General features: G+C 72.0%; 17 protein-coding genes. 8 read left to right on the top strand and 9 right to left on the bottom strand.

The window, feature by feature from the left end; translation table 11 throughout:
• Nucleotides 1–20 precede the first annotated feature (20 nt).
• The 4 genes from recD to ACYVGD_RS00210 form a co-directional block, all read right to left on the bottom strand.
• Entirely contained in the window at nt 21–1,853 is a 1,833-nt protein-coding gene (gene recD, locus ACYVGD_RS00225; protein WP_460740951.1) for an exodeoxyribonuclease V subunit alpha, read from the bottom strand.
• The gene (locus ACYVGD_RS00220; protein ID WP_460740950.1) at nt 1,850–5,251 is read right to left on the bottom strand and encodes a UvrD-helicase domain-containing protein; all 3,402 of its coding nucleotides are present in this window, start codon (nt 5,249–5,251) and stop codon (nt 1,850–1,852) included. Before ACYVGD_RS00220 ends, recD begins: the two co-directional genes overlap by 4 nt.
• Entirely contained in the window at nt 5,248–8,544 is a 3,297-nt protein-coding gene (gene recC / locus ACYVGD_RS00215; protein ID WP_460740949.1) for an exodeoxyribonuclease V subunit gamma, read from the bottom strand. Before recC ends, ACYVGD_RS00220 begins: the two co-directional genes overlap by 4 nt.
• 70 nt (nt 8,545–8,614) lie before the next feature.
• Entirely contained in the window at nt 8,615–8,857 is a 243-nt protein-coding gene (locus ACYVGD_RS00210) for a mycoredoxin (RefSeq protein WP_460740948.1), read from the bottom strand.
• Nucleotides 8,858–8,906: 49 nt separating this feature from the next.
• Here ACYVGD_RS00210 and ACYVGD_RS00205 point away from each other — a divergent pair, with 49 nt between their 5' ends.
• On the top strand, nt 8,907–11,063 hold the full coding sequence (locus tag ACYVGD_RS00205) for an ATP-dependent DNA helicase UvrD2 (RefSeq protein WP_460740947.1): 2,157 nt from the start codon (nt 8,907–8,909) through the stop codon (nt 11,061–11,063).
• Here the strand turns inward: ACYVGD_RS00205 and ACYVGD_RS00200 are convergent.
• A complete protein-coding gene (locus ACYVGD_RS00200) occupies nt 11,049–11,753 on the bottom strand; it encodes a GAP family protein (protein ID WP_460740946.1) in 705 nt (234 codons plus the stop codon). The two genes, ACYVGD_RS00205 and ACYVGD_RS00200, sit on opposite strands and share 15 nt — an antisense overlap.
• Before the next feature lie 128 nt (nt 11,754–11,881).
• On the opposite strand from ACYVGD_RS00200, the gene ACYVGD_RS00195 reads away from it, so the two are divergent.
• Entirely contained in the window at nt 11,882–13,297 is a 1,416-nt protein-coding gene (locus ACYVGD_RS00195) for a class I adenylate-forming enzyme family protein (RefSeq protein ID WP_460740945.1), read from the top strand.
• Nucleotides 13,228–13,854 carry an MMPL family transporter gene (locus ACYVGD_RS00190; RefSeq protein WP_460740944.1) on the top strand — a complete coding sequence of 209 codons (627 nt, stop codon included), beginning with the start codon at nt 13,228–13,230 and terminating at the stop codon, nt 13,852–13,854. Before ACYVGD_RS00195 ends, ACYVGD_RS00190 begins: the two co-directional genes overlap by 70 nt.
• A 3-nt stretch (nt 13,855–13,857) precedes the next feature.
• Here the strand turns inward: ACYVGD_RS00190 and ACYVGD_RS00185 are convergent, their stop codons facing one another.
• Both ACYVGD_RS00185 and ACYVGD_RS00180 read right to left on the bottom strand, forming a co-directional pair.
• The gene (locus ACYVGD_RS00185) at nt 13,858–14,475 is read right to left on the bottom strand and encodes a response regulator (protein ID WP_460740943.1); all 618 of its coding nucleotides are present in this window, start codon (nt 14,473–14,475) and stop codon (nt 13,858–13,860) included.
• The gene (locus ACYVGD_RS00180; protein ID WP_460740942.1) at nt 14,472–15,662 is read right to left on the bottom strand and encodes a sensor histidine kinase; all 1,191 of its coding nucleotides are present in this window, start codon (nt 15,660–15,662) and stop codon (nt 14,472–14,474) included. Before ACYVGD_RS00180 ends, ACYVGD_RS00185 begins: the two co-directional genes overlap by 4 nt.
• Before the next feature lie 173 nt (nt 15,663–15,835).
• On the opposite strand from ACYVGD_RS00180, the gene ACYVGD_RS00175 reads away from it, so the two are divergent.
• The 5 genes from ACYVGD_RS00175 to ACYVGD_RS00155 all read left to right on the top strand — a co-directional run bounded on the left by ACYVGD_RS00175 (nt 15,836) and on the right by ACYVGD_RS00155 (nt 19,673).
• Entirely contained in the window at nt 15,836–16,000 is a 165-nt protein-coding gene (locus ACYVGD_RS00175) for a hypothetical protein (protein ID WP_460740941.1), read from the top strand.
• Between the two features lie 392 nt (nt 16,001–16,392).
• Nucleotides 16,393–16,800 (top strand): hypothetical protein, encoded by a 408-nt coding sequence (locus ACYVGD_RS00170; protein WP_460740940.1) that lies wholly within the window; start codon nt 16,393–16,395, stop codon nt 16,798–16,800.
• Entirely contained in the window at nt 16,746–17,990 is a 1,245-nt protein-coding gene (locus tag ACYVGD_RS00165; RefSeq protein WP_460740939.1) for a radical SAM protein, read from the top strand. Before ACYVGD_RS00170 ends, ACYVGD_RS00165 begins: the two co-directional genes overlap by 55 nt.
• 1,099 nt (nt 17,991–19,089) lie before the next feature.
• Nucleotides 19,090–19,287 carry a hypothetical protein gene (locus tag ACYVGD_RS00160; RefSeq protein ID WP_460740938.1) on the top strand — a complete coding sequence of 66 codons (198 nt, stop codon included), beginning with the start codon at nt 19,090–19,092 and terminating at the stop codon, nt 19,285–19,287.
• A gap of 101 nt (nt 19,288–19,388) precedes the next feature.
• A complete protein-coding gene (locus ACYVGD_RS00155) occupies nt 19,389–19,673 on the top strand; it encodes a WhiB family transcriptional regulator (protein ID WP_460740937.1) in 285 nt (94 codons plus the stop codon).
• Between the two features lie 27 nt (nt 19,674–19,700).
• Here ACYVGD_RS00155 and ACYVGD_RS00150 read toward each other — a convergent pair whose 3' ends face one another.
• Together ACYVGD_RS00150 and ACYVGD_RS00145 are read right to left on the bottom strand one after the other, a co-directional pair.
• Nucleotides 19,701–19,877: a hypothetical protein gene (locus ACYVGD_RS00150; protein WP_460740936.1), complete on the bottom strand. Its 177-nt coding sequence runs from the start codon at nt 19,875–19,877 to the stop codon at nt 19,701–19,703.
• Nucleotides 19,862–21,193, bottom strand: a complete 1,332-nt coding sequence (locus ACYVGD_RS00145; protein ID WP_460740935.1) for an ABC1 kinase family protein — start codon at nt 21,191–21,193, stop codon at nt 19,862–19,864. The genes ACYVGD_RS00150 and ACYVGD_RS00145 overlap by 16 nt, the downstream gene beginning before the upstream one ends.
• Nucleotides 21,194–21,217 lie beyond the last annotated feature (24 nt).

Here is a 21,217-nt window from a genome sequence, read left to right as displayed (position 1 = left end):
CGCTTCCCGGACTCGCCCGCTCAGCGAGGCCGGGCGAGGCCCGAGGCCCGGTTGGCCGGGCGCTCGACAGCCCGCCGCAGCGCGGCCTCGGTGCCGATCACGTGGACGTGCTCGCGGGCACGGGTCACCGCCGTGTAGACCAGCTCGCGCGTCAGCAGGGGCGACGTCTCGGGTGGCACGACGAACGTCAGCTCCGAGAACTGGGAGCCCTGTGACTTGTGCACCGTCATCGCGTGGACCGACACCACCGAGTCGAGCTGGATCGTCGAGTACAGCGCCGGGGAGGATCCGCGTGCGAAGGCGCCACGCAGTCCCTTCTCGGTGCGGACCAGCACGCCGGTGTCACCGTTGTAGAGGTTGGCATCGCGGTCGTTGGCGGTCGCCATGAGCGGACGCCCCGGATACCACTCACCCTCGACGCCATAGCCGGGCACGGCCTCGCGCAGCCAGTCCTCGACGCGGCGCTCCCAGGTGGCGACACCGTGGGGGCCGTGACGGTGGGCGCACAGCAGCCGGTGGGCGTCGAGCGCGTCCAGGGCCCCCAGCGTGGCCTGGGGGGAGGGATCGACGGCGAGGGCGTGGAGCTCGGCGCCTGCGGCCACCACCCGGTCGCGCAGCGGGTCGAACGCCGAGGGCGGCGCCTGCGCGGCGTCGACCTCGAGCCACGACAGACGCTCGTCACCGGAGCGCAGGACCTCGACCAGGGCGTCGGCGTCGCCCTCGCGGATGGCCCGCGCCATGGCGTCGATGCCCTCGCCGAAACGCCACGTGTGGGTGAGGGTGACCACGCCGGGCCTGGGCTCGGGTGGCTTGGGCCGGTCGCCGGTGGACAGGTCCATGACGCGCGCCTGCAGGGCGGGATTGGCGTCGACCTGTGCGCGCGTCATGTCGGCCATCACCGCACCGGCCTCCACCGAGGTGAGCTGGTCGGGGTCACCCACGAGCAGGAGGCGGGCGCCCGGGCGTACGGCCTCGAGGAGCTTGGCCATCAGCGACAGCGACACCATCGACATCTCGTCGACGACGACCACGTCATGGGGCAGGGGGTTCCAGCGATCGTGGTCGAACCGGCGATAGCCGCCCAAGAGGCGGTGGATCGTCGTGCCGGACACCCCGTCGACGAGGTGTTCGGCGTCGAGCTCGGCCAGGGCACCACGGACGGCCTCCTCGAGGCGGGCGGCGGCCTTGCCCGTCGGAGCGGCCAACGCGGTGACCGGTGGGGTCTCGCTGGTCTCGGTCAGGAGGGCGAGAATCTTGGCGACGGTGGTGGTTTTGCCGGTGCCCGGGCCCCCGGCGAGCACCGTGACCGAGCTGGCCAGCGTCATCGCAGCGGCCAGGCGCTGGAGGTCGGGCTCGTCAGCGGGTAGGTCGCCGCCGTCGAACAGGCGGTCGAGGACGGCGCGCGCCCCGGCCATGTCGTCGAGGACGGGAACCTGCGTCTGGCGACGGTCGAGCTCGTCGCGGACGGACTCCTCCTCGGCCCAGTAGCGCTGGAGGTACAGCAGGTCTCCGACCAGGCGCAGCGGACGGTCGTCGTCGCCGATCGGGCCCAGCGCCACCGCGGGCGAGGCCGTCAGCGCCGTGCGCAGGTCGTCGCCGCTGGGCCAGGGGAGGTCGGCCACCTGGTCTTCGGTGAGGTCGGTGGCGACCCGGTCGGGTGAGGTGATGTCGACGCACACCGACCCACCGCGCAGCGCGCGCACGGCCAGGGCGGTCGCCAGGCGCACGGTGTCGTCGACCTCCCACAGGGCAGTGACGAGCCCGGCCAGGTGGATCTCGGCGGCCGCCAGCACCTCCGCCTCGACGAACGGGGTCAGCGATCCGGGGGCGTCGTGGACGGCGGGCTGGCTCACGGCTGCTCCTCGTGGGCGGAGATGAGGTCGGACAGTGTGACCACGAGGTCGACCGGCGGGTGCCACGTGAACACCCCGCAGGGCGTGCCGTCGACGACGGGGGTCTCGGGGCCGGCCATACCGCGTACGAACAGGTAGGCCACGCCGCCGAGATGGGTCGCCGGGTCGTAGCCCGGCTGGCGCCAGCGAAGGTAGCGGTGCAGCGCGACGCAGTACAGCAAGGCCTGGAGCGGGTAGTGGGCGTCGATCATGGCCCGCGTCATGTGGGGCATCGTGTAGTGGGCCAGGAGCAGCGGCGTCTCGTCGTCGGTCGGGCCGAGCCAGTTGGTCTTGTAGTCGACGACGAGGTAGCGGTGTCCGGCGCCCGACGGGATGCGCAGCACCGCGTCGATGGAGCCGATGAGATATCCGCGCAGGACCTGCGGGGCGAGGACGGGGTCACGCAGGTGATCGGCGTACGCGGCCAAGGGGTCGGCGGCGTCGAGGTGGCGGTCGAGCAGGTCGGCGACGTCGGCCAGGGTCGTGCGCAGCCGGGCGTCGGGTCGGTCGCCACCGGCCAGCGGGTATTCGAAGTCGAGCTCGGGCAGGCGGTCGCCCGCAGGGATGTCGCACAGTCGCAGGCCGTCGGCGACCGCGCCCAGCGGGGTGAGCACCGACGGCAGCAGGGCGTGCCCCAGCGTGGCGGCGTCGAGCCCGGCCGACGGCAACCGGTCAAGCCATCCCGCGCAGACGGCGGCCAGCTCGGCGGCGAGATCTGGTGCGGCCGGGTCGAACGTCTCGTAGACGGCGTGGACCAGGGTGCCGAACGCAGCGCCCCGCGGCAGCCCGGCCATCGGGGACTGCCGGTCGAGCCCGTTGACGCCCGGCGAGGGCGCGGAAGACGGGGGAGGGGTGTCGGCGGCCGGTCCTTCGGGCTCGTCGGATGGTCCGGCGAGCTCGTCGTCAAGGAGCTCCTCGTGGGCGTGGGGAAGCTCGTGGGCGGCGGCCGTGAGCCCCGAGTAAGACGTTCGCCGCCAGTCGTCGTCGACGTCGCGGGAGAACTCGCGTACGCGGAGCTCGTCGGTGGTCCTCGACGTCTCGCGGTGACCCGGGTCGAGATGGCCGATGGGGGTGACGCTGATGCCGTCTGCACGCAGCCGCGCGACCTGGTCGGGAGGCGCGTTGAACGCATAGCGGCCCCGGGGCGCCGATCCGGTGCGCTGGAGCAGTCGCTGCAACGGGCTGGGCGGCGTGTTGCGGGAGTTGGCGGCCCACCAGCACACGAGCTGGCACTGGGCCCGGGTGAACCCCACGTAGAGCTTGCGGAGCTCCTCGCCGCGGCTCTCGGCCAGGCTCGCGTCGTGGGCCTCCTCGCGACTGTGGTGGTCGTCGGAGACCCACACCACGCGTCGGCCGTCGCGGCGATGGACGATGGGCCCCGAGTCGGGGGTCTCGCGCTCGTAGAGGTCCCAGAAGTCCGGCGCGTAGACCAGCGGGAACTCCAGCCCCTTGCTCACGTGGACCGTCATGACGCGGACGGCGTCCTCGTCGGTCTCGAGCCGTCGCGTGCGGTCGTCGTCGGAGGACGCGTCCTCGTGGCGGCGTTCCTCGAGCCAGTCGATGAGCGCGGCCACACCGAGACGGTCGCGCGTGCGGGCGCCGTGAAGCGCCTGGCCGATGTGTCTGAGGTCGGTGTAGCGCCGGTCGCCGCCGTGCTCGGACAAGAGCCGGGCGGCGAGCCCGTCGGAGTCCATCGACTCCATGAGTGCGGCCACGCCATGGTCGGTCAGTGTTCGCGCCCAAACCCGCAAGGTCGTGGACAGCTCGTTGAGATCGTCGTCGGTGGCGGACGCCAGCCGCGGGAACGTCCACCCGATGAAGGGGGTGAGGGCGGCCGCCCGCTGATCGGCGGAGCGGCCGGTGTCGAACGCGCGCAGGAGCGCCTGCCAGTGGCGGGCCTCCTCGCCGGCGAACACGCTGTTGGCGCCGGTGTGGACCGCCGGGATCCCGCGTGCGGCGAGCGCGTCGCGGATCTCCTGAGCACGCGCCCGCCGGTGGACGAGCACGGCGATGTCGCGGGGGCTGACGGGGCGAGGGGCGCCGTGCGGGTCGAGGTGCAGGGTGGCCCCCGAGTCGAGGACGGCGGCGATGTCGGCGACGAGGTCGTCGGCGACCAGTCGCCGCAGCGTCGCCATCTGTTGGCCGCTGCCCTGGGGCGGCACGAACCTGAGTCGCAGCGGTGCGGCAAGCTCCGGGACCGGCTGGTCGAGACGCGACCCTCGGTGGTGGGCGGTGACCTCGCGTACGCGGATGCGCTCGTGGCCCAGCTCGGCGTCGCCCCACACCGCGTGCAGAGCCTGCACGAGCGGCTCGTCGGTACGCCAGTTGACCGGCAGCGTGAGCTGACGTGCCTCGTCGGTGGTGACGGCGTCGAGGTAGCAGTGGACGTCGGCGCCGCGGAAGCCGTAGATCGCCTGCTTCGGGTCGCCGATCAGCACCAGCGTCGACGTGTCGGAGAAAGCGCGGCGGACGATGGACCACTGGACGGGGTCGGTGTCCTGGAACTCGTCGATCAGCACGATGGGGAACCGCTCGGACAGGCGCCGGCGGACGGCCTCGGCGAGTTCGGGATCGGCCGTGGGGCGGTTGGTGTTCCCCCGGTCGGACGGGCGGACTCCCCGCAGCAGGAGGTCGAGGTCACCGAGCAGGTCGTCCTGAGTCTTCAACCGTAGGGCACGCTTGCGGGCGGCGACCTCGCGTCGCACCGCCGCGCAGAACGAGGCACGCAGCGGGTCGTCGGTTGGTTCGACGGGGAGGCTGTTGTCGCCGACCGCCTGGGCGATGGCCAGGGCGGACTCCCACAGCAGGACGGGTCCGCGGGCGTCGTGGGGGGCGTACTTGCGCAGCCACAGGTCGGCGGCGAACTCGCGCACGAGGTCGTCGAGGGAACCGGTCTCGACGGCCATGGGGTCGGCGTCCGCGAGCACGCCCAGGCCGTCGACCATGCGTCCGCAGAACTCGTGGGTCGTCGCGATCGTGGCGCTGTCGAAGTCGGCCAGCGCGGCGCTGACGTTCGCCAGCCGAGTGCGCAGCTCGTCGTCGGGACCCGTGCACAGCAGGCGCGTCACCGCGTCGTCGCCGGGGTCGCCGCCGGCCAGCACGGTGCGCAGTGCATCCTCGGAGGAGGTGAGTCGCTCGCGGATGCGGTCGCGCAACTCACGGGTCGCCGCACGGGAAAACGTCACCATCATCAGGCTGGGCAGCGGCTGCCCCTCGGCGACGTAGCGGGCGGCGAGGGCGGCGATGGTGTAGGTCTTGCCGGTGCCGGCCGACGCCTCGAGCACCCACGTGCCGCCGCGCGGGAGGTCTCCGCAGACGTCGAAGGCGTCGATCGTGCTCGCTGGACGGGGGGTCGTCATCGTTCTTTCCTCACCTCGTGGAGCTTCAAGGGACGCCACACCAGCGCGGCGAGCTGGTCGAACGCGCTGCCGCCGCGCGGCGAGGGGATCCGTTCGAGGTCGGTGAGCCACGGCCCCACGTACTGGCTCCACGCGGCGTCGCGCTCGCGCTCCCAGACCTCCTTGGGGTTCTCCCATGCCTTGGCCCCGCCGAGCCTCTTGTCGGCCACGACCGCCGCCGTGCGAGGGGGGAGCGGGCACAGCCGGCGCGTGCCGACGACGTAGAGCCCGATGAGCTGGTTGAGGTGGGCGCGGGCGTCGGAGGCAGCCACCGGCCCGAACGTGCGCGTCACCCGGTTGCCGACCAGCACGGACGTCCACGGCACCTCGGGCTGGCTGCACACGAGCGCCAGCAGGTTGAGCCACGCCCGCATGCGATGGGTGCCGGCCGGGTTGCTGAACACGACGTCGACGACGGAACTGCCGCGGATGCCCGAGACCATGCCCGTCACCCGGTAGCGCGCCACGTCGGCACGCACCCACGTGCTCGCCGCGGGCTCGGCGAGCCAGGGCCGGGCGGCATCGGCGATGGCCGCGACCTTCGGCTCGAGCCGGGCGAGCACGTCGTCGCCCAGCGCAGCCGGAGGCAGGTCGCCGCGCAGCTGTTCGGCGGCGCGTATGCGTTCGAGCGGCAGGCCCCGGAGGTGGAGCTCGAGCATGCGGTCGCCGATCGCCCACTGACCCAGACCGTCGAGCGTGATCGGCAGCTCGTCGGCGGGCGCCTCGTCGCGGTCGTTGGACCACGCGCTGGCCCGGACCGCCGCATCGTCGGCCGCGGTGAACGCGATCCCGCCACGGCGACGCAGGAGGTGTCGGGCCGGGTGGTTGAAGAAGCGGACGAGGTCGGCCAGCTCGACCTGGATCGCGCTGGTGTCGTCGGTGTGGGAGAACTCGGGCAGGGCCGGTAGGTCTTCGTGGGGGAACACCTCGGGCGGCGCGTGGTGGTCGCCGAGTCTTGCCCGGGCCGCCGCCAGCGAGGCCCGGTCGAAGCTGACGGGCGGGACGGTCGCGAAGTTGGCCGACGAGAACGGCTGCAATGGGTGGTGGCGCTCGATCAGCGGCCACGGCGACTCGGTGCACAGCGCGGAGATCGCGTCGCGGAGCTCCTGCACAGGGACGCTCGGTGGACGGCGGGCGCCGGTGTTGGGGGAGGCGCCCGCGTACACGACGACGAAGCGGTCGCGCGCCGACATGAGGGCGTCGAGGAGGACCTGGCGGTCCTCGCTGCGCGGGTCGCGGTCGCCCACCCACGGGTCTAGCGCGAGGAGGTCGTCACCGTCGATGTGGTTGCGCCGCGGGAACACGCCGTCGTCGGGGCCGAGCACGACGACGACCCGGTGGGGGACCGACCGCATGGGCTGCAGCGTGCACATCGTGAGCGCACCGGTGCGGAAGTTCGCCCGCGACGGTCGGCCGGCGAAGGCGTCGGCGAGGATGCCGCGCAGATCGGCCACCGTCAGCTCGAGGTCGTCCTCGGGGCTCGCGGACCCGGCGATGTCGGCGAGCTCGCCGTAGGCATGGGCCTGTTGCCACGCATCGGCGGGCCGGACCGCCGTGAGGAGATCGAGGGCCCGACGGCAGGCCGCGACCCACCTGGTCAGGGTGTGGCTGCCCTGGAACCCGGCCAGGACCTCACGGACCCGGGACACGACTTCAGCGAGGCGGCCGACGAGGTCGACGTCAGACGATTCCACGGCCTCGAGGGGAAGATGGCCGTTGCGGGCGTGGAGACCCCGCTCGTCCATCGCCACACCGAGGAGCATGCGCTGGAGCCCGGCCGCCCAGGTGTTCTGGTCGAAGTCGCCCATGTGGAAGCGGGCGCGGTGGTCGGTGTCGATGCCCCAGCGCACGCCGGCCTCGTCGAGGAGCTCGTTGATGCGCTTGAGGTCGGCCTCGTCGAAGCCGAAGCGCTGGGCGACCGGCGGGTCGGCGCAAAGGTCGCGCAGCTGGGCGGAGCTAGCGCGCGACGCGCCGAGCTCGATCAGGTTTGACAGCGTGTTGAGCAGCGGGTTGAGCTGGCGCAGGGAGCGGTCGGCCAGGCGTACGCGCAGGCGCTGGCCGGGGTGGGGGGAGTCGGTCTCGGTGCCCTCGAGGGCGAAGGCCGCGGCGATCAGGGGCGCGAAACGTTCGATGTCGGGGCACATGACGATGATGTCGCGGGGCTCGAGGGAGGGGTCGTCGGCAAGCAGCCCGAGCACGACCTCACGGAGCACCTCGACCTGACGGTCGGGACCATGGGAGGCGTGGAAGCGGATCGACCCGTCGGCGGGATCGAGCGGCGCCGGCTCGGGCTCGTCGTCGGCGAGGACGGCCGCGTGGAGCCGGTGGAGAAGCGTGACGGCCGGTGTCTCGGGCGCCTCGTGGAGGACCGCGGGGGCCCAGGCGAGCATCGACTGGAGCTCGCGCGCGTCGCGGGCCAGGCGTGCGTTGAGCGGGTGACGGGGCAGCGTCGCGGTGGGGTCGAGCCGACGTGGCCCGCGGCGGGGCTCAACCGCCTCTGTCGCGCGCCACAGCGCGGGGGAGGGGTGGGGCAGCCACACGGAGACGTCCCGGTGGGCCGCCAGTGCCTCGAGCACGCCGATCTGGGCGTGGGCAAGCCGGGTCGGCCCGAAGACGGCCAACCGCTGGGGCAGGTCGATGACCGTCGGGTCCTCGAGGAGACGCCGTCGGGCCTGGGCGACCCGCGCGACGGGGTCGGGCACCCCCAGGCCCTCGACCAGGCCGGCCCAGAGGTGGGCCTGCCACGCCCGGTAGGGCTCGAGCGCGACACCCGCCTGGTCGACGACGTCGCCAGCGCGCCAGCGTTCGAGCATCTCGGGGCGCTGGGCCGCGTAGGAGCCGAACAGACCGAAGATGCGCCGGGCGGTGAGGAAGCGGTGGCTGCCGGTGAGCTGGTCGGCGACGGGGGCCATCCACGACTTGTCGGCGCACTCGCCGATCAGCGCGAGCAGCGACCACGTCCCGCGGTCGGGGTGCCACGGGTCGTCGGCGGGATCGATCTCGCAGGCTTCGTCGACCAGCCGACGCAGCAGCGGGTCGAGACGCGGGAACGCGACGCCGGCGCAGACGCCGTCGCCGGACGGCCCTGCACCGAGGCAGTGGGACAGCGTCTGGGACAGCCAGCGCTCGACGCCGGGCGTGGGCACGCTGACGACCTCGGTCGCGAACGGGTCGAGCAGCGGCGTCGTCAACGACTCCGCGAGCGCGGCGGCGAGGACGTCGGCGCGCGCGGCGTGGTGGACCTGGAGACTCATGATGGCGCCAGCCTAAAGAGTCCCTCCGACAGATCTGCGCGGGCGTCGTCGGCGTCCCCGCCCGAACAGCTCAACCGAGGAGCGCAGCGACCTCGGACACGTCCGGGTTGGTCAGCGTCGAGCCGTCGGCGAACCGGACGGTGGGCACCACTCGGTTGCCGCCGTTGACCGACTTCACGAACTCGGCGGCCTCGGCGTCGGTGTCCACGTCGACGGGCTCGTAGTCGATCCCGGCGCGGTCGAGATCGGCCACCAGCGCGGTGCAGTAGGGGCACCAGGTGGTCAGGTACACGGCGGGCTTCGTCTGGCTCATGGCAGCGCAACCACCAAGGGCTGTCGGACTATTCCCCTAGGGTGGAAACGTGACCGATTCGCCACTCGACCCGGCGCGCTCGCGCGACCCGGAGGCCCTCCTCGCCGCGCTCGACCCCGAGCAGCGGTCCGTCGCGACGGCGCTCCAGGGGCCGGTCGCGGTCATCGCGGGCGCCGGGACCGGAAAGACGCGGGCGATCACCCACCGCATCGCGTACGGTGTGCGGACCGGCGCCTACAACCCCACCACGGTGCTGGCAGTCACCTTCACCACGCGCGCGGCCGGCGAGATGCGCGGCCGCCTGCAGCAGCTCGGCGTACGCGGCGTTCAGGCTCGCACGTTCCACTCGGCGGCGCTGCGCCAGGCACAGTACTTCTGGCCGAGGGCGTACGGCGGCGACCTGCCGCAGGTCCTCGACAACCGCATGGGTCTGGTCGCCGAGTCGGCCTCGCGGCTGCGCGTCCCCGTCGACACCGCGCGCCTGCGCGACCTCGTGGGTGAGATCTCCTGGGCGAAGGTCTCCAACGTCACCGCGGAGGACTACCCGGTGATCGCCCGCAGCTTCGGCCGCGAGCTCGCCTCGATCGAGCCCGAGGTCGTGGCGCGGGTGTTCCGGGCCTACGAGGAGGCCAAGCGCACCCGCGAGCGCATCGACTTCGAGGACATCCTGCTGGCCACGACGGCGCTGCTGTCCGACCGGCCCGAGGTCGCCGACGAGGTACGCCGCACCTACCGCCACTTCGTCGTCGATGAATACCAGGACGTCTCCCCGCTCCAGGAGGCCCTGCTGGGCCAGTGGCTCGGCGACCGCACCGACGTGTGCGTCGTCGGCGACCCCGCCCAGACGATCCACAGCTTCGCCGGTGCGCGGGCCGACTACCTCACGGGCTTCGCCCGGCGCCACCGCGACGCGACGGTCATCCGTCTGGTCCGCGACTACCGGTCCACACCTCAGGTGGTGAGGGTCGCCAACGGCATCATGCGCCGCGCCAGCCAGGAGGCCGCCTCCGGCGCCGCGATCACTGCGGTCACCCTCGAGGCCCAGCAACCGAACGGCCCCGAGCCGGTCTTCGTCGAGCACGACGACGAGGCGTCCGAGGCGGCCGGCGTGGCCAACTGGATCGCGGGCCTCGTCGCGGCGGGCACCGACCCGCGCGAGATCGCGGTGCTGTTCCGCATCAACGCCCAGTCGCCCGCCTACGAGCAGGCGCTGTCCCAGCGCCAGATCCCCTACCTGGTCCGTGGCGCGGAGCGCTTCTACGAGCGACCGGAGGTGCGTCAGGCGCTCGGCGTGCTGCGTACGCAGGCCCGCGTCGGCGACTCCCAGCCGGTGGGGGAGCAGGTGCGCGCGATCCTGGAAGGCATCGGCTGGGCGCGCGAGGCCCCCTCGGGCGGCGGCCAGGTCCGCGAGCGGTGGGAGTCGCTCGCCGCCCTGGTGTCGGTGGCCGACGACCTCGTCGCCGACGACCCCTACACGACGGTCGAGGCGGTGCTCGGCGAGCTCGAGCGCCGCGCCGAGGCCCAGCACGCGCCGGTGGCGCAGGGCGTCACGCTCGCCACCATCCACTCGGCCAAGGGCCTGGAGTGGGACGCGGTCGCCGTCGTCGGCTGTCAGGAGGGCACCCTGCCGTTCGTGCTGGCCCAGACGCCGGCCGAGATCGCCGAGGAGCGGCGCCTGCTCTACGTCGCGGTGACGCGCGCCCGCGAACACCTGCGCGTCTCCTGGGCGCGCTCGCGCAGCGGGTCGGGCGGCAACCGCAACCCGTCGCGGTTTCTCGACGGGGTGCGCCCGGCCTCCGAGCGCCGCGAGCCGGCGCGCGGCCGGTCGCGTACGCCGGGTGCGCGCGGCACGCGCATGACCGCCACGTGCCGGGTCTGCGGCAACCACCTCGAGACGGCGGCCGACCGCAAGCTCGGCCGTCACGCGGGCTGCGAGTCCACCTACGACGAGGCCCTGCTCGAACGCCTCAAGGACTGGCGCCGCGAGACCGCGGCGGCGGCGAAGATGCCGGCGTACGTGATCTTCACCGACGCCACGCTGATCGCGATCGCCGAGGCCGAGCCGGGTGACGACCAGGCCCTGCTGCGCATCCCCGGCATCGGCCGCACGAAGCTGGAGCGGCACGGCGCCGAGGTGCTCTCGATCGTGGCCGGGGAGGAGCCGTCGAGTCCTCCTGGAACTGAAGACGGCTCAAAAGAACTCTGAGGCACCGCTCAGCGCCAGAAGCAGGCCGATCACGAACAACACTGTGGTGCCGAGTCCTTCGGTGTGGCGTCCGAGCCAGTCCCGGAGACGGCCGAGGAACCGGTCTCCGCGTGCCCCCACGGCGATCCGGACGGCGAACAGCACGAGGGCCGGGACGACCATGACGAGGACGTAGCCCGCGAGGGTGCCGAGCTGGGCGGGCAGGCTCATGCCGGAGCCGACAATCAGGGCGACGGCGCCGAGGTAGGGCAGCATGCTGGCCGCTTCCATGCCCCCGGCGACGAGGGCGAGCACGGCGGCGGCCCGCGGGCCGATCGACCCGCTGCGGACGGCGGTCATCCACCGGGGTTCGGAGGGCTGGCGGCCGGTGCGTTCCTGACGGCGGCGCACCGCCGGCGGGTCGAACCAATAACTGGCCGCGATCATGGCGAGCCCGAGGACGAACTGCACGGCGGACGCCACCTGGGTCTGCATGACCTGCTCGCTCATGCGGGCGAAGAGCCCCGCGCCCTGCAGGAGCGCCACTCCGAGCAGGTAGTAAAAGGCGGAGATGACGGCGAGGTAGACGATCATGCTGATCCGGCTCACCTGGCGCCCCAGCAGCATCCACAGCGGGATGACGAGGGTGCCCACGCTCGTGGAGTCGACGAGCGCCAGCCCCACCAGCATTCCGACCTTCGTGGCAGTCACGCCGGCTGACTGTAGCGAGGGCGTCGTCGTCCCGAGGGGACGTCCAGGTATCGCCGGTGATCGTGCAAACGAAGTGCGATTGCACGAAACCATGTCACTGTCCAGGCGCGGGCCGGGGCGAAGGAGCGATGGCGACCATGGCAGCCATGGGCAGCCTGAGGGATCCGAACGAGGTCGTGGCGTTCGCACAGGCCGAGTCGCGTGCGCGAGGCGTTGCCGGCCGCCTGCAGCGCCTCGGCGTGACGCCGGGAACTCGTGTGGCGCTCCGCGCGACCAACGGCGTCCCCGGCGTCGTGGTCCTGCTCGCCCTGATCCACCTCGACGTGTCGGTCGTCCTGATCAACCCGCGTCTGGGCAGGGACGAGGTGGAGGGACTCCTGGCCAGTGGGCGGGTACAGCTCGTCGTCAGTGACGCGCCCTCCGACCAGGCGGAGGTGCCGGGCTGCAACGTGGTCGACCTCGACCGTCTCGTGACGGGGCCGTCCGGCGCAGGTCGGGTCGATCCGAGCGCCTGGCGCGCCCGGCGCGACGGCCTGATCATGGTGGCCGGGGGCTCCACCGGACGTCACCACGTCGTGGCCAAGCCGGGCGGAGAGCTGCTCGACAACATGGCGGCCACCGCGCGTGCCGTCGGCTACCGCCCTGACGACGTCCTGTGCGGGATCGTCCCGCTGAGCCACCAGTACGGTGTGACGCTGCTCCTCGCCGCCTGGTCCGCCGGGTGCTCCCTGGTGCTGCCGCGGCTGACCCGGCTCGACCGGGACCTCGACCTGCTGGCGCGTCACGGTGCGACCGTGATGGACGCCACGCCCGCGGTGTGGGCACGAGTGGTCAGCCTGGCCCGGCGGAACGAGCAGTGGCGTGAGGCGTTGCGAGCGCTGCGACTGCGCTACTCCGGGGCCGCGGCGATCGCCCCGGAGACCGCCGCTGCAGTCGGTGCCGAGTTGGGGGGACCGCTGCTCGACTGCTACGGCAGCACCGAGCTGGGCAACATCAGCTACGCCACGCCGAGCCATGCCGAGGGTTGCGGGCGCCTGCTCGACGACGTGGTCGTGGAGGTCGTGGACGCCGGGGGGCGCGCGGTGCCGCCCGGTGAGCTCGGGCATCTGATGGTTGGGCGCGCGGGTGGTGGCGCCATCGAGTACGCGTACGTCGACCCCGACGGCTCGATGCACTGGCACGGTGGGCCGGGACTGCACCCCACCGGCGACCTGGGGCGCCTGGGCAGGGATGGTCAGCTCAGGTTGGCCGGCAGGGCCGAGCGCTGCCGACGCCCGGACGCCACGGTCTGGACCGCGACGGTCGAGGAGCACCTGCGGGCCCGCGGGCACGACGTCCAGTGCGTGGCCGTGCCGCACGCGGAGGACCTGGACGACCTGGTGGTGTTCACCACTACCACGGAGGCGGACCACCTCTCGACGAGGCCCTGGCCGCACTGCCGGGACCGGAGCACCAGGTCGCCGGTGACACGGCGGTGGCCAGGGACCTCCGGGACGCCAACCACCGAGACCTGGTCGTGGTGGCCGGGGCGGCGGCGCTGGTGATGTTCGTGGCGCTGACAGTGGTGCTGCGCAGCCCGCTGGCCGCGGTGACGCTGCTCGTGTCGCTGTTCCTCGTCGTCCTGGGCACGCTGGGTACGACGGCGCTGGTGTTCCAGAAGGCGCTCGGCGATGCCGGAGTGGCGTTCAACGTGCCGATCGTGCTGTACGTGTTCGTCCTGGCCATCGGCACCGACTACGCGCTGCTGACCCTGCCGCGGATCCGGGAGGGCCGTGCCGAGGGGATGGGCGTGAAGGAGGCGACCGTCGACGCCGCACGCCACGCCACGCCGGCGGTCGTCGCTGCCGGCGTCATCCTGGCGGGCACGTTTGGCTCGCTGATGCTCGCCGCGATCCCCGCCACCGTGCAGCTCGGCTTCTCCGTCGCCGCTGGGATCGCCCTGGCCTGCGGGGTCGTCGGGGCCCTGTTCGGGCTGGCCGTCGCCACGTCGCTCGGGGACCGGTTCTGGTGGCCGGGTACACTCCGGCGCCGCGAGGACACCCCCGCGACAACGCCACGGGCTCCGGAGCACGCGTCGAGGATCCCCGAACGCGTGGGCTGACGGTCAGCGACCTCGCGCGTGCAGCGCCGCCTGCGTACGCGTGGTCAGCCCAAGCTTGCGCAGGATGTTCGACACGTGGGTTTTCACCGTGGCCGCTGAGATATGAAGCCGCGCGGCGATCTCCTCGTTGGACAGGCCCTCGCCGAGATGACCCAGGATCTCCTTCTCACGTGAGGTCAACGACTCGGTCCGCGCAGCGGGTTGCTCCTCGTCGGCCCTGCGCGCAGCAGGGGTGTGGCCCTGGTCAGGGGCGGAAGGGGTGCCGACGGCGTACTGGAGGACGTTCACGAGCGCCGGCAGTGGCATCGACTTGAGCAGGAACGCTGAGGCGCCCGCACTCCGCGCAGCGGCCTCCAGGTCGGCGTCCTTGAATGCGCTGAGGATCACCACGGGGGTCCCCCACTCCGAGGTGATGCTGGCGCAGGCCGCGATCCCGTCCTGCTCGGGCATCTGCAGGTCGAGTAGCGCGAGGTCCGGGCGCAGGAGCCGTACGACCTCCACGGCGTCGGCACCCGTGGCGGCCTCACCGACCACGGTGAACCCCTTGCGGCCCAGCGCCTCGCGCAGCCCGATCCTGATCACCTCGTGGTCGTCGCAGACCACGATCCTGATGTCCTTCATCGCAACTCCACCGTCTCGTCCTGCGGGATCCGTGCCTCCAGCACCCACTGCCCATCACGCGCCTCGGACACCAGCCGACCGCCCGCCAGGCGTACGCGCTCGTCCAGCCCGAGGAGGCCGAAACCGCCCGACAGCGACGAACGCGTGCCGCTGAGCGGGTTGGTGATGTGGATCTCCAGGAGGTCGCCGCAACGGATCTCGACCCGTAGGGGCTGGTCGGGCGCGTGCTTGATGGCGTTGGAGACGCCCTCGTGGATGACGCGGTACGCGGCCGCCGAGGCCAGGGGATCGATCTCGTCCGGTACGGGGTCGGCGTCGACCTCGATGTCGGTGCCCTGGTCGCGGATGAACTGGATGAAGGCGGGGTACTCGCTGAGGTCGTGTCGCTGCGGGGAGCCTTCCACGTTGCGCAGCATGTCGATGAGGCTGTGGGTGTCCTTCAGAGCCGCCTCGGCGCTGTGCTGGATGCGGCGCAGGCTGCTGGTCGTCTGGTCGGGATCGCCGTCCAGGGCGAGATGGGCGTGGATCGAGATCGCGGCCAGGTGGCCGGACACCGCGTCGTGGAGCTCGCGGCTGAACTGTATCCGCTCCCGCAGGACGGTCGCGGCCTCTCGACTCTCGGCGACGTTTTGGATGGCCATGGCCCGCAGGCGCTCGTTCTCGGCCTCGCGACGGGGGGCCTGAACGGTGCTGGCCCACCACAGGGTCACGGTGACGATCATCCCGAGCGACAAGAGCTGGTCGAACGGGGCCCCCATGCTGGGGGAGACCACCAGCCCCAGCATGATGGCGCTGAGGGAGGCGACGGAGGCGATCCCGACCTGGCGCGAGGTCTGGGGGGCACGGCTGCAGGTGATGAACAGATAGAGGGCGTCGGCGCAGAAGAGCAAGGTCCCTGCAGAGGTGCTGCGTGTCACGGCCGCCTCGGTCACGGCGACGACGAGCATGAGGGTCAGGGTCCGTCCTGGCCGGAGGTGTCGCGCGAGGTGGGCGGCCGTCAGCGGGACCGCGGCGAGGGCCGTCGCCGTCCAAGACGTCACCGGTGCCGCGGACCATTGCAGGCGCAGGTCGGGCGCCAGCCCGAGCAGGAGCATCGCCACGGCGTAGGCCGCGGTGACGAGGAACGCACGGTCATCACCGAGCCGATCACGGGTCCGCATCTCAGCGGGGTGAGATCTGGGATGCATGCACAACATTGGAACATGCTCAGGTTCCCGTTGCTGAGTCGGTCCCTCGTGTGGGCGAGGCCTACATCGTCCGGGGGAGGCGTACACCCGGATTTCGCCGGTCCGGCCGATGTGGCGGCCGCGCCGGGGAGGCAGGCTGGAGACAGAGCGAGCCAACCAACCGAGGAGCAGGTATGAACGTCCCCGACATTCTCACCCATGCGTCCGTGTCCTTGGGACTCACGCCACAGGACGTGGAGATCGGTGTGGGTCCTTGGAGATTCGATTTCGGCATCTTCGGCATCGTCATCGTGGCTATCCTGGCCTTCGTGGTCGTGCAGGCGGTGCGCAAGGGCTGACCGCAACCCGGCCGGGAGCCGCCCTCCGACGCCACCATCGATTGCATCAACGGGCAGAACGTGGCATCGGATTGCACGGTGTGCGGTGCTCTGGTTCAGGAGCCACCCTGCGGTGGTCTTCCTGCCTAGCGTGGGAACCATGGAGCCGGCCCCTGTCGTTCCCCGGCCCTGGCCGTTTCCCGGCCCCGGCCATTTCCCGGCCCTGGCCATTCCACGACAGGGGAGAGTCCGCACGACCGGGCACGACACGACCCGCTCGTCCACGACAAGGAGGAACCGACCGTGACAGCACCAGCGCGGCTGAAGCCCTCGCAGTTCACCTACGCCATCGCGCACGACGACGGGGGCGGGGGCTGGTCGTCTACAACTCCGACCGCGGCGCGGTGACATACGTGCCTGAACCCCACGTCGACACGGCCCGGGACCTGCTTGTGCCGTCGACCAACCGCATCGACCTGCAGGCCCTCGAAGGAGCGGCCCAGAAGATGGCGGGTGGGCTTCTGGAGCGCAGGTTCCTCGTGCCCGAGGACCTGGACGAGGACGGACTGGCCCGACGACGCCGCGACGCGAGGCTGCAGCGCACCGACCGCCTCGAGCTCATCCTGATGCCGACCGAGGCCTGCAACTTCCGCTGCCACTACTGCTACGAGGACTTCGGAGTGGGGCTGATGCCGGCGGGGGTGCGAGAGGGCGTACGCAATCTCCTGCGTCGGCGCCACGCGGAGAACCCGTTGACTTGCTGTTGGTGTCCTGGTTCGGGGGCGAGCCGCTGGCCGGCCCCGACGTCATTGAGCAGCTGAGCGAGTTCTTCCTCGACTTCTGCGCCGAGAACGACATCGAGTACGCGGCCGGCATGACGACCAACGGCTACCTGCTCGACCCGGCAACCGCCCGCCGCTGCGTGGAGCTCGGCGTGCGCCACTACCAGATCACTCTGGATGGTCCGCGCCACACCCACGACTTCTCACGCACCCTCATGGGCGGGGCGGGCACCTTCGACGTGATCAAGGGCCATCTGCGCCACCTCGCAGACAGCGACCTGGACGCCCAGGTGCTGCTGCGGACGAACTTCACCCCGAAGAACGTGGGGAGCGTGCCCGAACTCCTCCAGGAGCTCGGTGAGATGGCCGCTCACGACCCCCGGTTCAAGGTCATCATGCGGCCCGTCGGACGCTGGGGCGGCGCAGGTGACGACGACATGGAGGTGTGCACCGGCCGCGAGGGCGAAGACGCCAAGCTCCGGCTCTACGGGCGCGTCGCCGACGAGGGGCTGGGCTTCGGCGACGACCGCCAGCTGCGTCCCGGCGGGTCGGTCTGCTACGCCGCCAACCCGTGGTCGCTGGTGGTTCGTCCCAACGGGATCGTGTCGAAGTGCACCGTCGCCCTGACCCGTCCAGAGAACATGGTCGGCCGGCTGACCTCCGACGGCGACCCCCACATCGACCTCGAACGGCTGCGGTTGTGGACCGAGAACGACGAGGCCGTCGACAGCGGGTGCCAGAGCTGCCGGTTCCGGCCGTCGTGCCAGGGGGCGCACGGCCCGCTCATCAGGATCCAGGAGGGGCCCGCCCGTGCCCGTCCACGAAGACCTGGATCGGCCCCAACCTCCAGACCTACGACACCCTCGTACGCAGCGGAAGGATCACGTCGTGAGCCGACTGTTCGTCCTCGACAGCGATGGGAGCACCGCCCTGTGGTGCGAACCGGGCACCGGGCTCGCCGCCGGACGGCTCGCCGCCGGGCAGCACTGGGCCCGTCCGCTCGGTGCCTTCCAGGCCGAGGTGGCCGGTGCGGCCTCCGCCGGTGCCGCCGAGTTCGTCGTCCACTGCGCGCGGACGTGGACGCGCATCGCGCTCTCCGAGTCGGGCGCACGCGTCGTCGGGCGCGGCGCGGTGCCCCAGGGGACCCGCCAGCTCGTGATGCTAGGTCTCGGCGACGAGGAGATGGCCGTCGCCCGCACGCCGGACAACCCGATGGTCGGCACCGGTGACTGCTGGGTCCCGCTGGACGCGGCCAACCTCGTGTCGCAGGACGTGCGGCACCTCCACGCAGACCGGCGCCGCGGCAACGTTGTGGCCGTCACCGACGACCGCGTCCACCTCTTCCGGCCTGGCGCCCCGGGCCTGACGCTGGACGCCCCCGGGGCCGGGGCCGGCGTATCGGACGTGTGGGACCCCGTCTGGAGGCCCACTGGCACCTCGACGACGGCCTTGGCACCCCATGCTTGGTCGCGGCCACGCTGCGGGGCGTGCCGCTCGACATCCCGGTGCGTGCAGGGGTGGAGTCGATCACCGTCTCGTCGACCGGCGAGTGGTTGGTGCCGGGCCGGCCCGGTGGCTCGAGCGTGGCCCGCGTCCGCCACTCGCCGTGGGTGGTGCCCTGCAGGCGCGGTCGTGCTCATGCCGGAAGATCCTCGGCCGGCATCGTGGGAGACCCGGCGCTGTGGGACATGGGGATCGGGGCCGAAGCCACCGGGCTCGTCCTCGGACACCTGTTCCACAGTGGACGCCCTCGCGCAGGCGGATGGTCCAGCGCACGGCCTCGGCGTCGTGCTCGGCGTACTCCGCCAACCACGGTTCCAGCACGTGGTCGGGGGAGAAGCGCAGCAGCGGCTCGTAGAGGTTGACCACCCGGGCGATGTCGGGGACGGTCACCGGGAAGTGTGGGTCGAGGGTGTCCTTGGCGCCGCCACCGGTCGTGCCGTGCACATACGTCGTGGTGCGTGGGCGGCCTCCTCGCCGGCCGCACCCGGTCACAGCAGCACTCGCGGCGCCGGCTCCGATTCCGAGCAGGGCTCGTCTGGTCACGGTCGGTGCTGGGTGTCGGGCAGACGGCATCTTTCGCAGGACAACCTTCCGGGGGTGCAGTCGTACTGGTTCCCACACGCTAGGGCGCTGCCGCCCGGCATTGGTGACGAGTTGGTGAACGCTGCGTGAATGCACGGTGTCACCGAGTGGGGGGTGTGCGGGGCGGTTCGCGGACGCCGGATAAATCGGTTGCACGCCCTACCCGGGCTTGCCTAGGGTTGTTCACGCCTGCACGGTGCAGGTGCCGCACGACGGCGACGAACGACCAGAGGAGGGGACGAAATGATCACGATCCTGATGACCGCGTGGCTGGCCGCGCTGTGCGTCCTTGCCCTGACCGGTGTCGCCTCTTCGCGTGAAGAGCGCAGCCGTTACGCCGCCGCGACCGCCACGGCCAATCCGCGCCATGACGAGTCCCTCGTCGACGCCACCAAGCGTCCCCACCCGCTGGCACCCATGTCCCGGAGCCGCCGAGGCTAGCCCTCGCCGCTCGTCGCAGGCCGTGGATCCCAGCATCGGGAACCACGGCCTTCGTGTTTCCCGCCCAGCCCCGGCACCGAATCACCGGAAAGGAAACACCCATGTCCGCCATCCTCGACGAGCGCATCAGCACCGCCGTGGCGCTGCCGTGCCACCTGGTCGAGCCCGAGACGTTCTTCGCCGACCTGCCCGCCGAGATCGAACACGCCAAGTCGCTGTGCGGCCCGTGCCCGATCCGCGAGGAGTGCCTCGCCGGTGCGCTGGAGCGTCGCGAGTTCGCCGGTGTGTGGGGCGGTCAGCTCTTCATCAACGGCGAGGTCGTGGCCCGCAAGCGTCCCCGTGGGCGTCCGCGCAAGCACCCGCGTCCCGAGGAGGTCGCCGCCTGAGGCGGCCTCGCCCGGCGGCTGGGGGAGTCACTCCCACCAGTCGTCGGGCAGCTTGGCCTCGATGTCACGCGCGTGGTCGCGTACGCAGTCCTCGCACAACCAGCTGATCCGCTCACCGTCGACGCTGCGGGTCCAGGTCCAGGGAGGGACCTCGGACCCGCAGCGTCGTCCGCATCCGGCACAGGCGATCACTGCGGCCGCCATTGCGGCAGATAGTCGTCGAGGATCGCCGAGAACCGGGCGCGCACGTCGAGCTGGGAGAGCACGGCGATGCCGCCGAGCCACACGCGGTGGATCAGCGCGTACGACGCCGGCAGGTTGATCTGGCGCAGCAGCTTCCCGCTGGCCTTGGCGTCGCTGACGCGGCGGAACTGCGCCTGCATCCAGGCGCGGTTGAAGTGGAACTCGTCGGCCTCGGCGGGCTCCATGAACGGGCTGAGGTAGTCGAGCAGCTCGGCCGGGTCGACCTGGCCGGCCTTCGGCATCAAGAAGCCCTCCCGGCGCAACCCCTCGCTCATGGTGGCGGCGTCACCGCTGGCGGCGATGCTCATCAGGTGGCCCATTGCCGGCGGGAGCCCGTCGGGCAGGCGGTCGACGAGCCCGAAGTCGACGATGCCGAGGCGCCCGTCGGGCAGCACCTTGAAGTTGCCCGGGTGGGGGTCGGCGTGCAGCAGCCCCACCTCCTTGGGCCCGGCGAAGAGGAACGTGGCGTACTTCAGGCCGACGGCGTTGCGTTCGTCGTCGGCCCACTCCTCGACGCGCGACAGCGGTACGCCGTCGATCCACTGGCTCACCATGACCTTCGGGGTGTGGGCGAGGACGTGAGGCACGACGAAGTCGGGATGGCCCTCGAACCCGCGCGCAGCCTGATCCTGGGAGGCCGCCTCCAGGTCGTAGTCGGTCTCCTCCATGATGCGTTCGGCGAGCTCGCCGATGAGCGCCTTGAGGTCCATGCCGGGGGTGAGCGGGGTCATGGCCCCGGTGAGGCGGGAGAGCTGTTTGAGGTCGGACTCGAGCGCGCGGTCGGCGCCGGGGTACTGGACCTTCACGGCGACGGGCTCGCCGGTCGCTGCCCAGGTGGCGCGGTGGACCTGGCCGATGGACGCCGAGGCGGCGGGGCGGGCGGAGAAGTCGCTGAACAGGGCCTGCCAGTCGCTTCCGAGCTCGCGGGCGAGAACGGCCTGGACGCGTGAGGTCGGCATGGGCGGGGCCGAGTCCTGGAGCCGCTTGAGCTGGATCCGGTACGGCTCGGCGATGTCCTCGGGCAGCATCACCTCGAACAGGCTCATGATCTGTCCGAACTTCATCGCGCCGCCCTTGAGCTCGCCGAGCACCTGGAAGAGCTGTTGGGCGGCCTCGGCGCGCACCTGGGCGCTGACGTCCTCGGCCCGCTGGCCGCCGATGCGTCGGCCGAGGCCGCGCGCCGAGCGGCCGGCGGCTCCGAGCGGCAGCGACAGCAGCCGTGAGCCGCGGCGCAGCGCCGATCCGCTCAGATCGTCGTCGCGGGAGTGACTGGTCATGGCCCGATTGTTCCCCGCCCGCCC

Source organism: Mariniluteicoccus endophyticus (assembly GCF_054780035.1).
The sequence above is the reverse complement of the archived record's forward strand: the minus strand, read 5'-3'. Positions and strand labels throughout refer to the sequence as shown.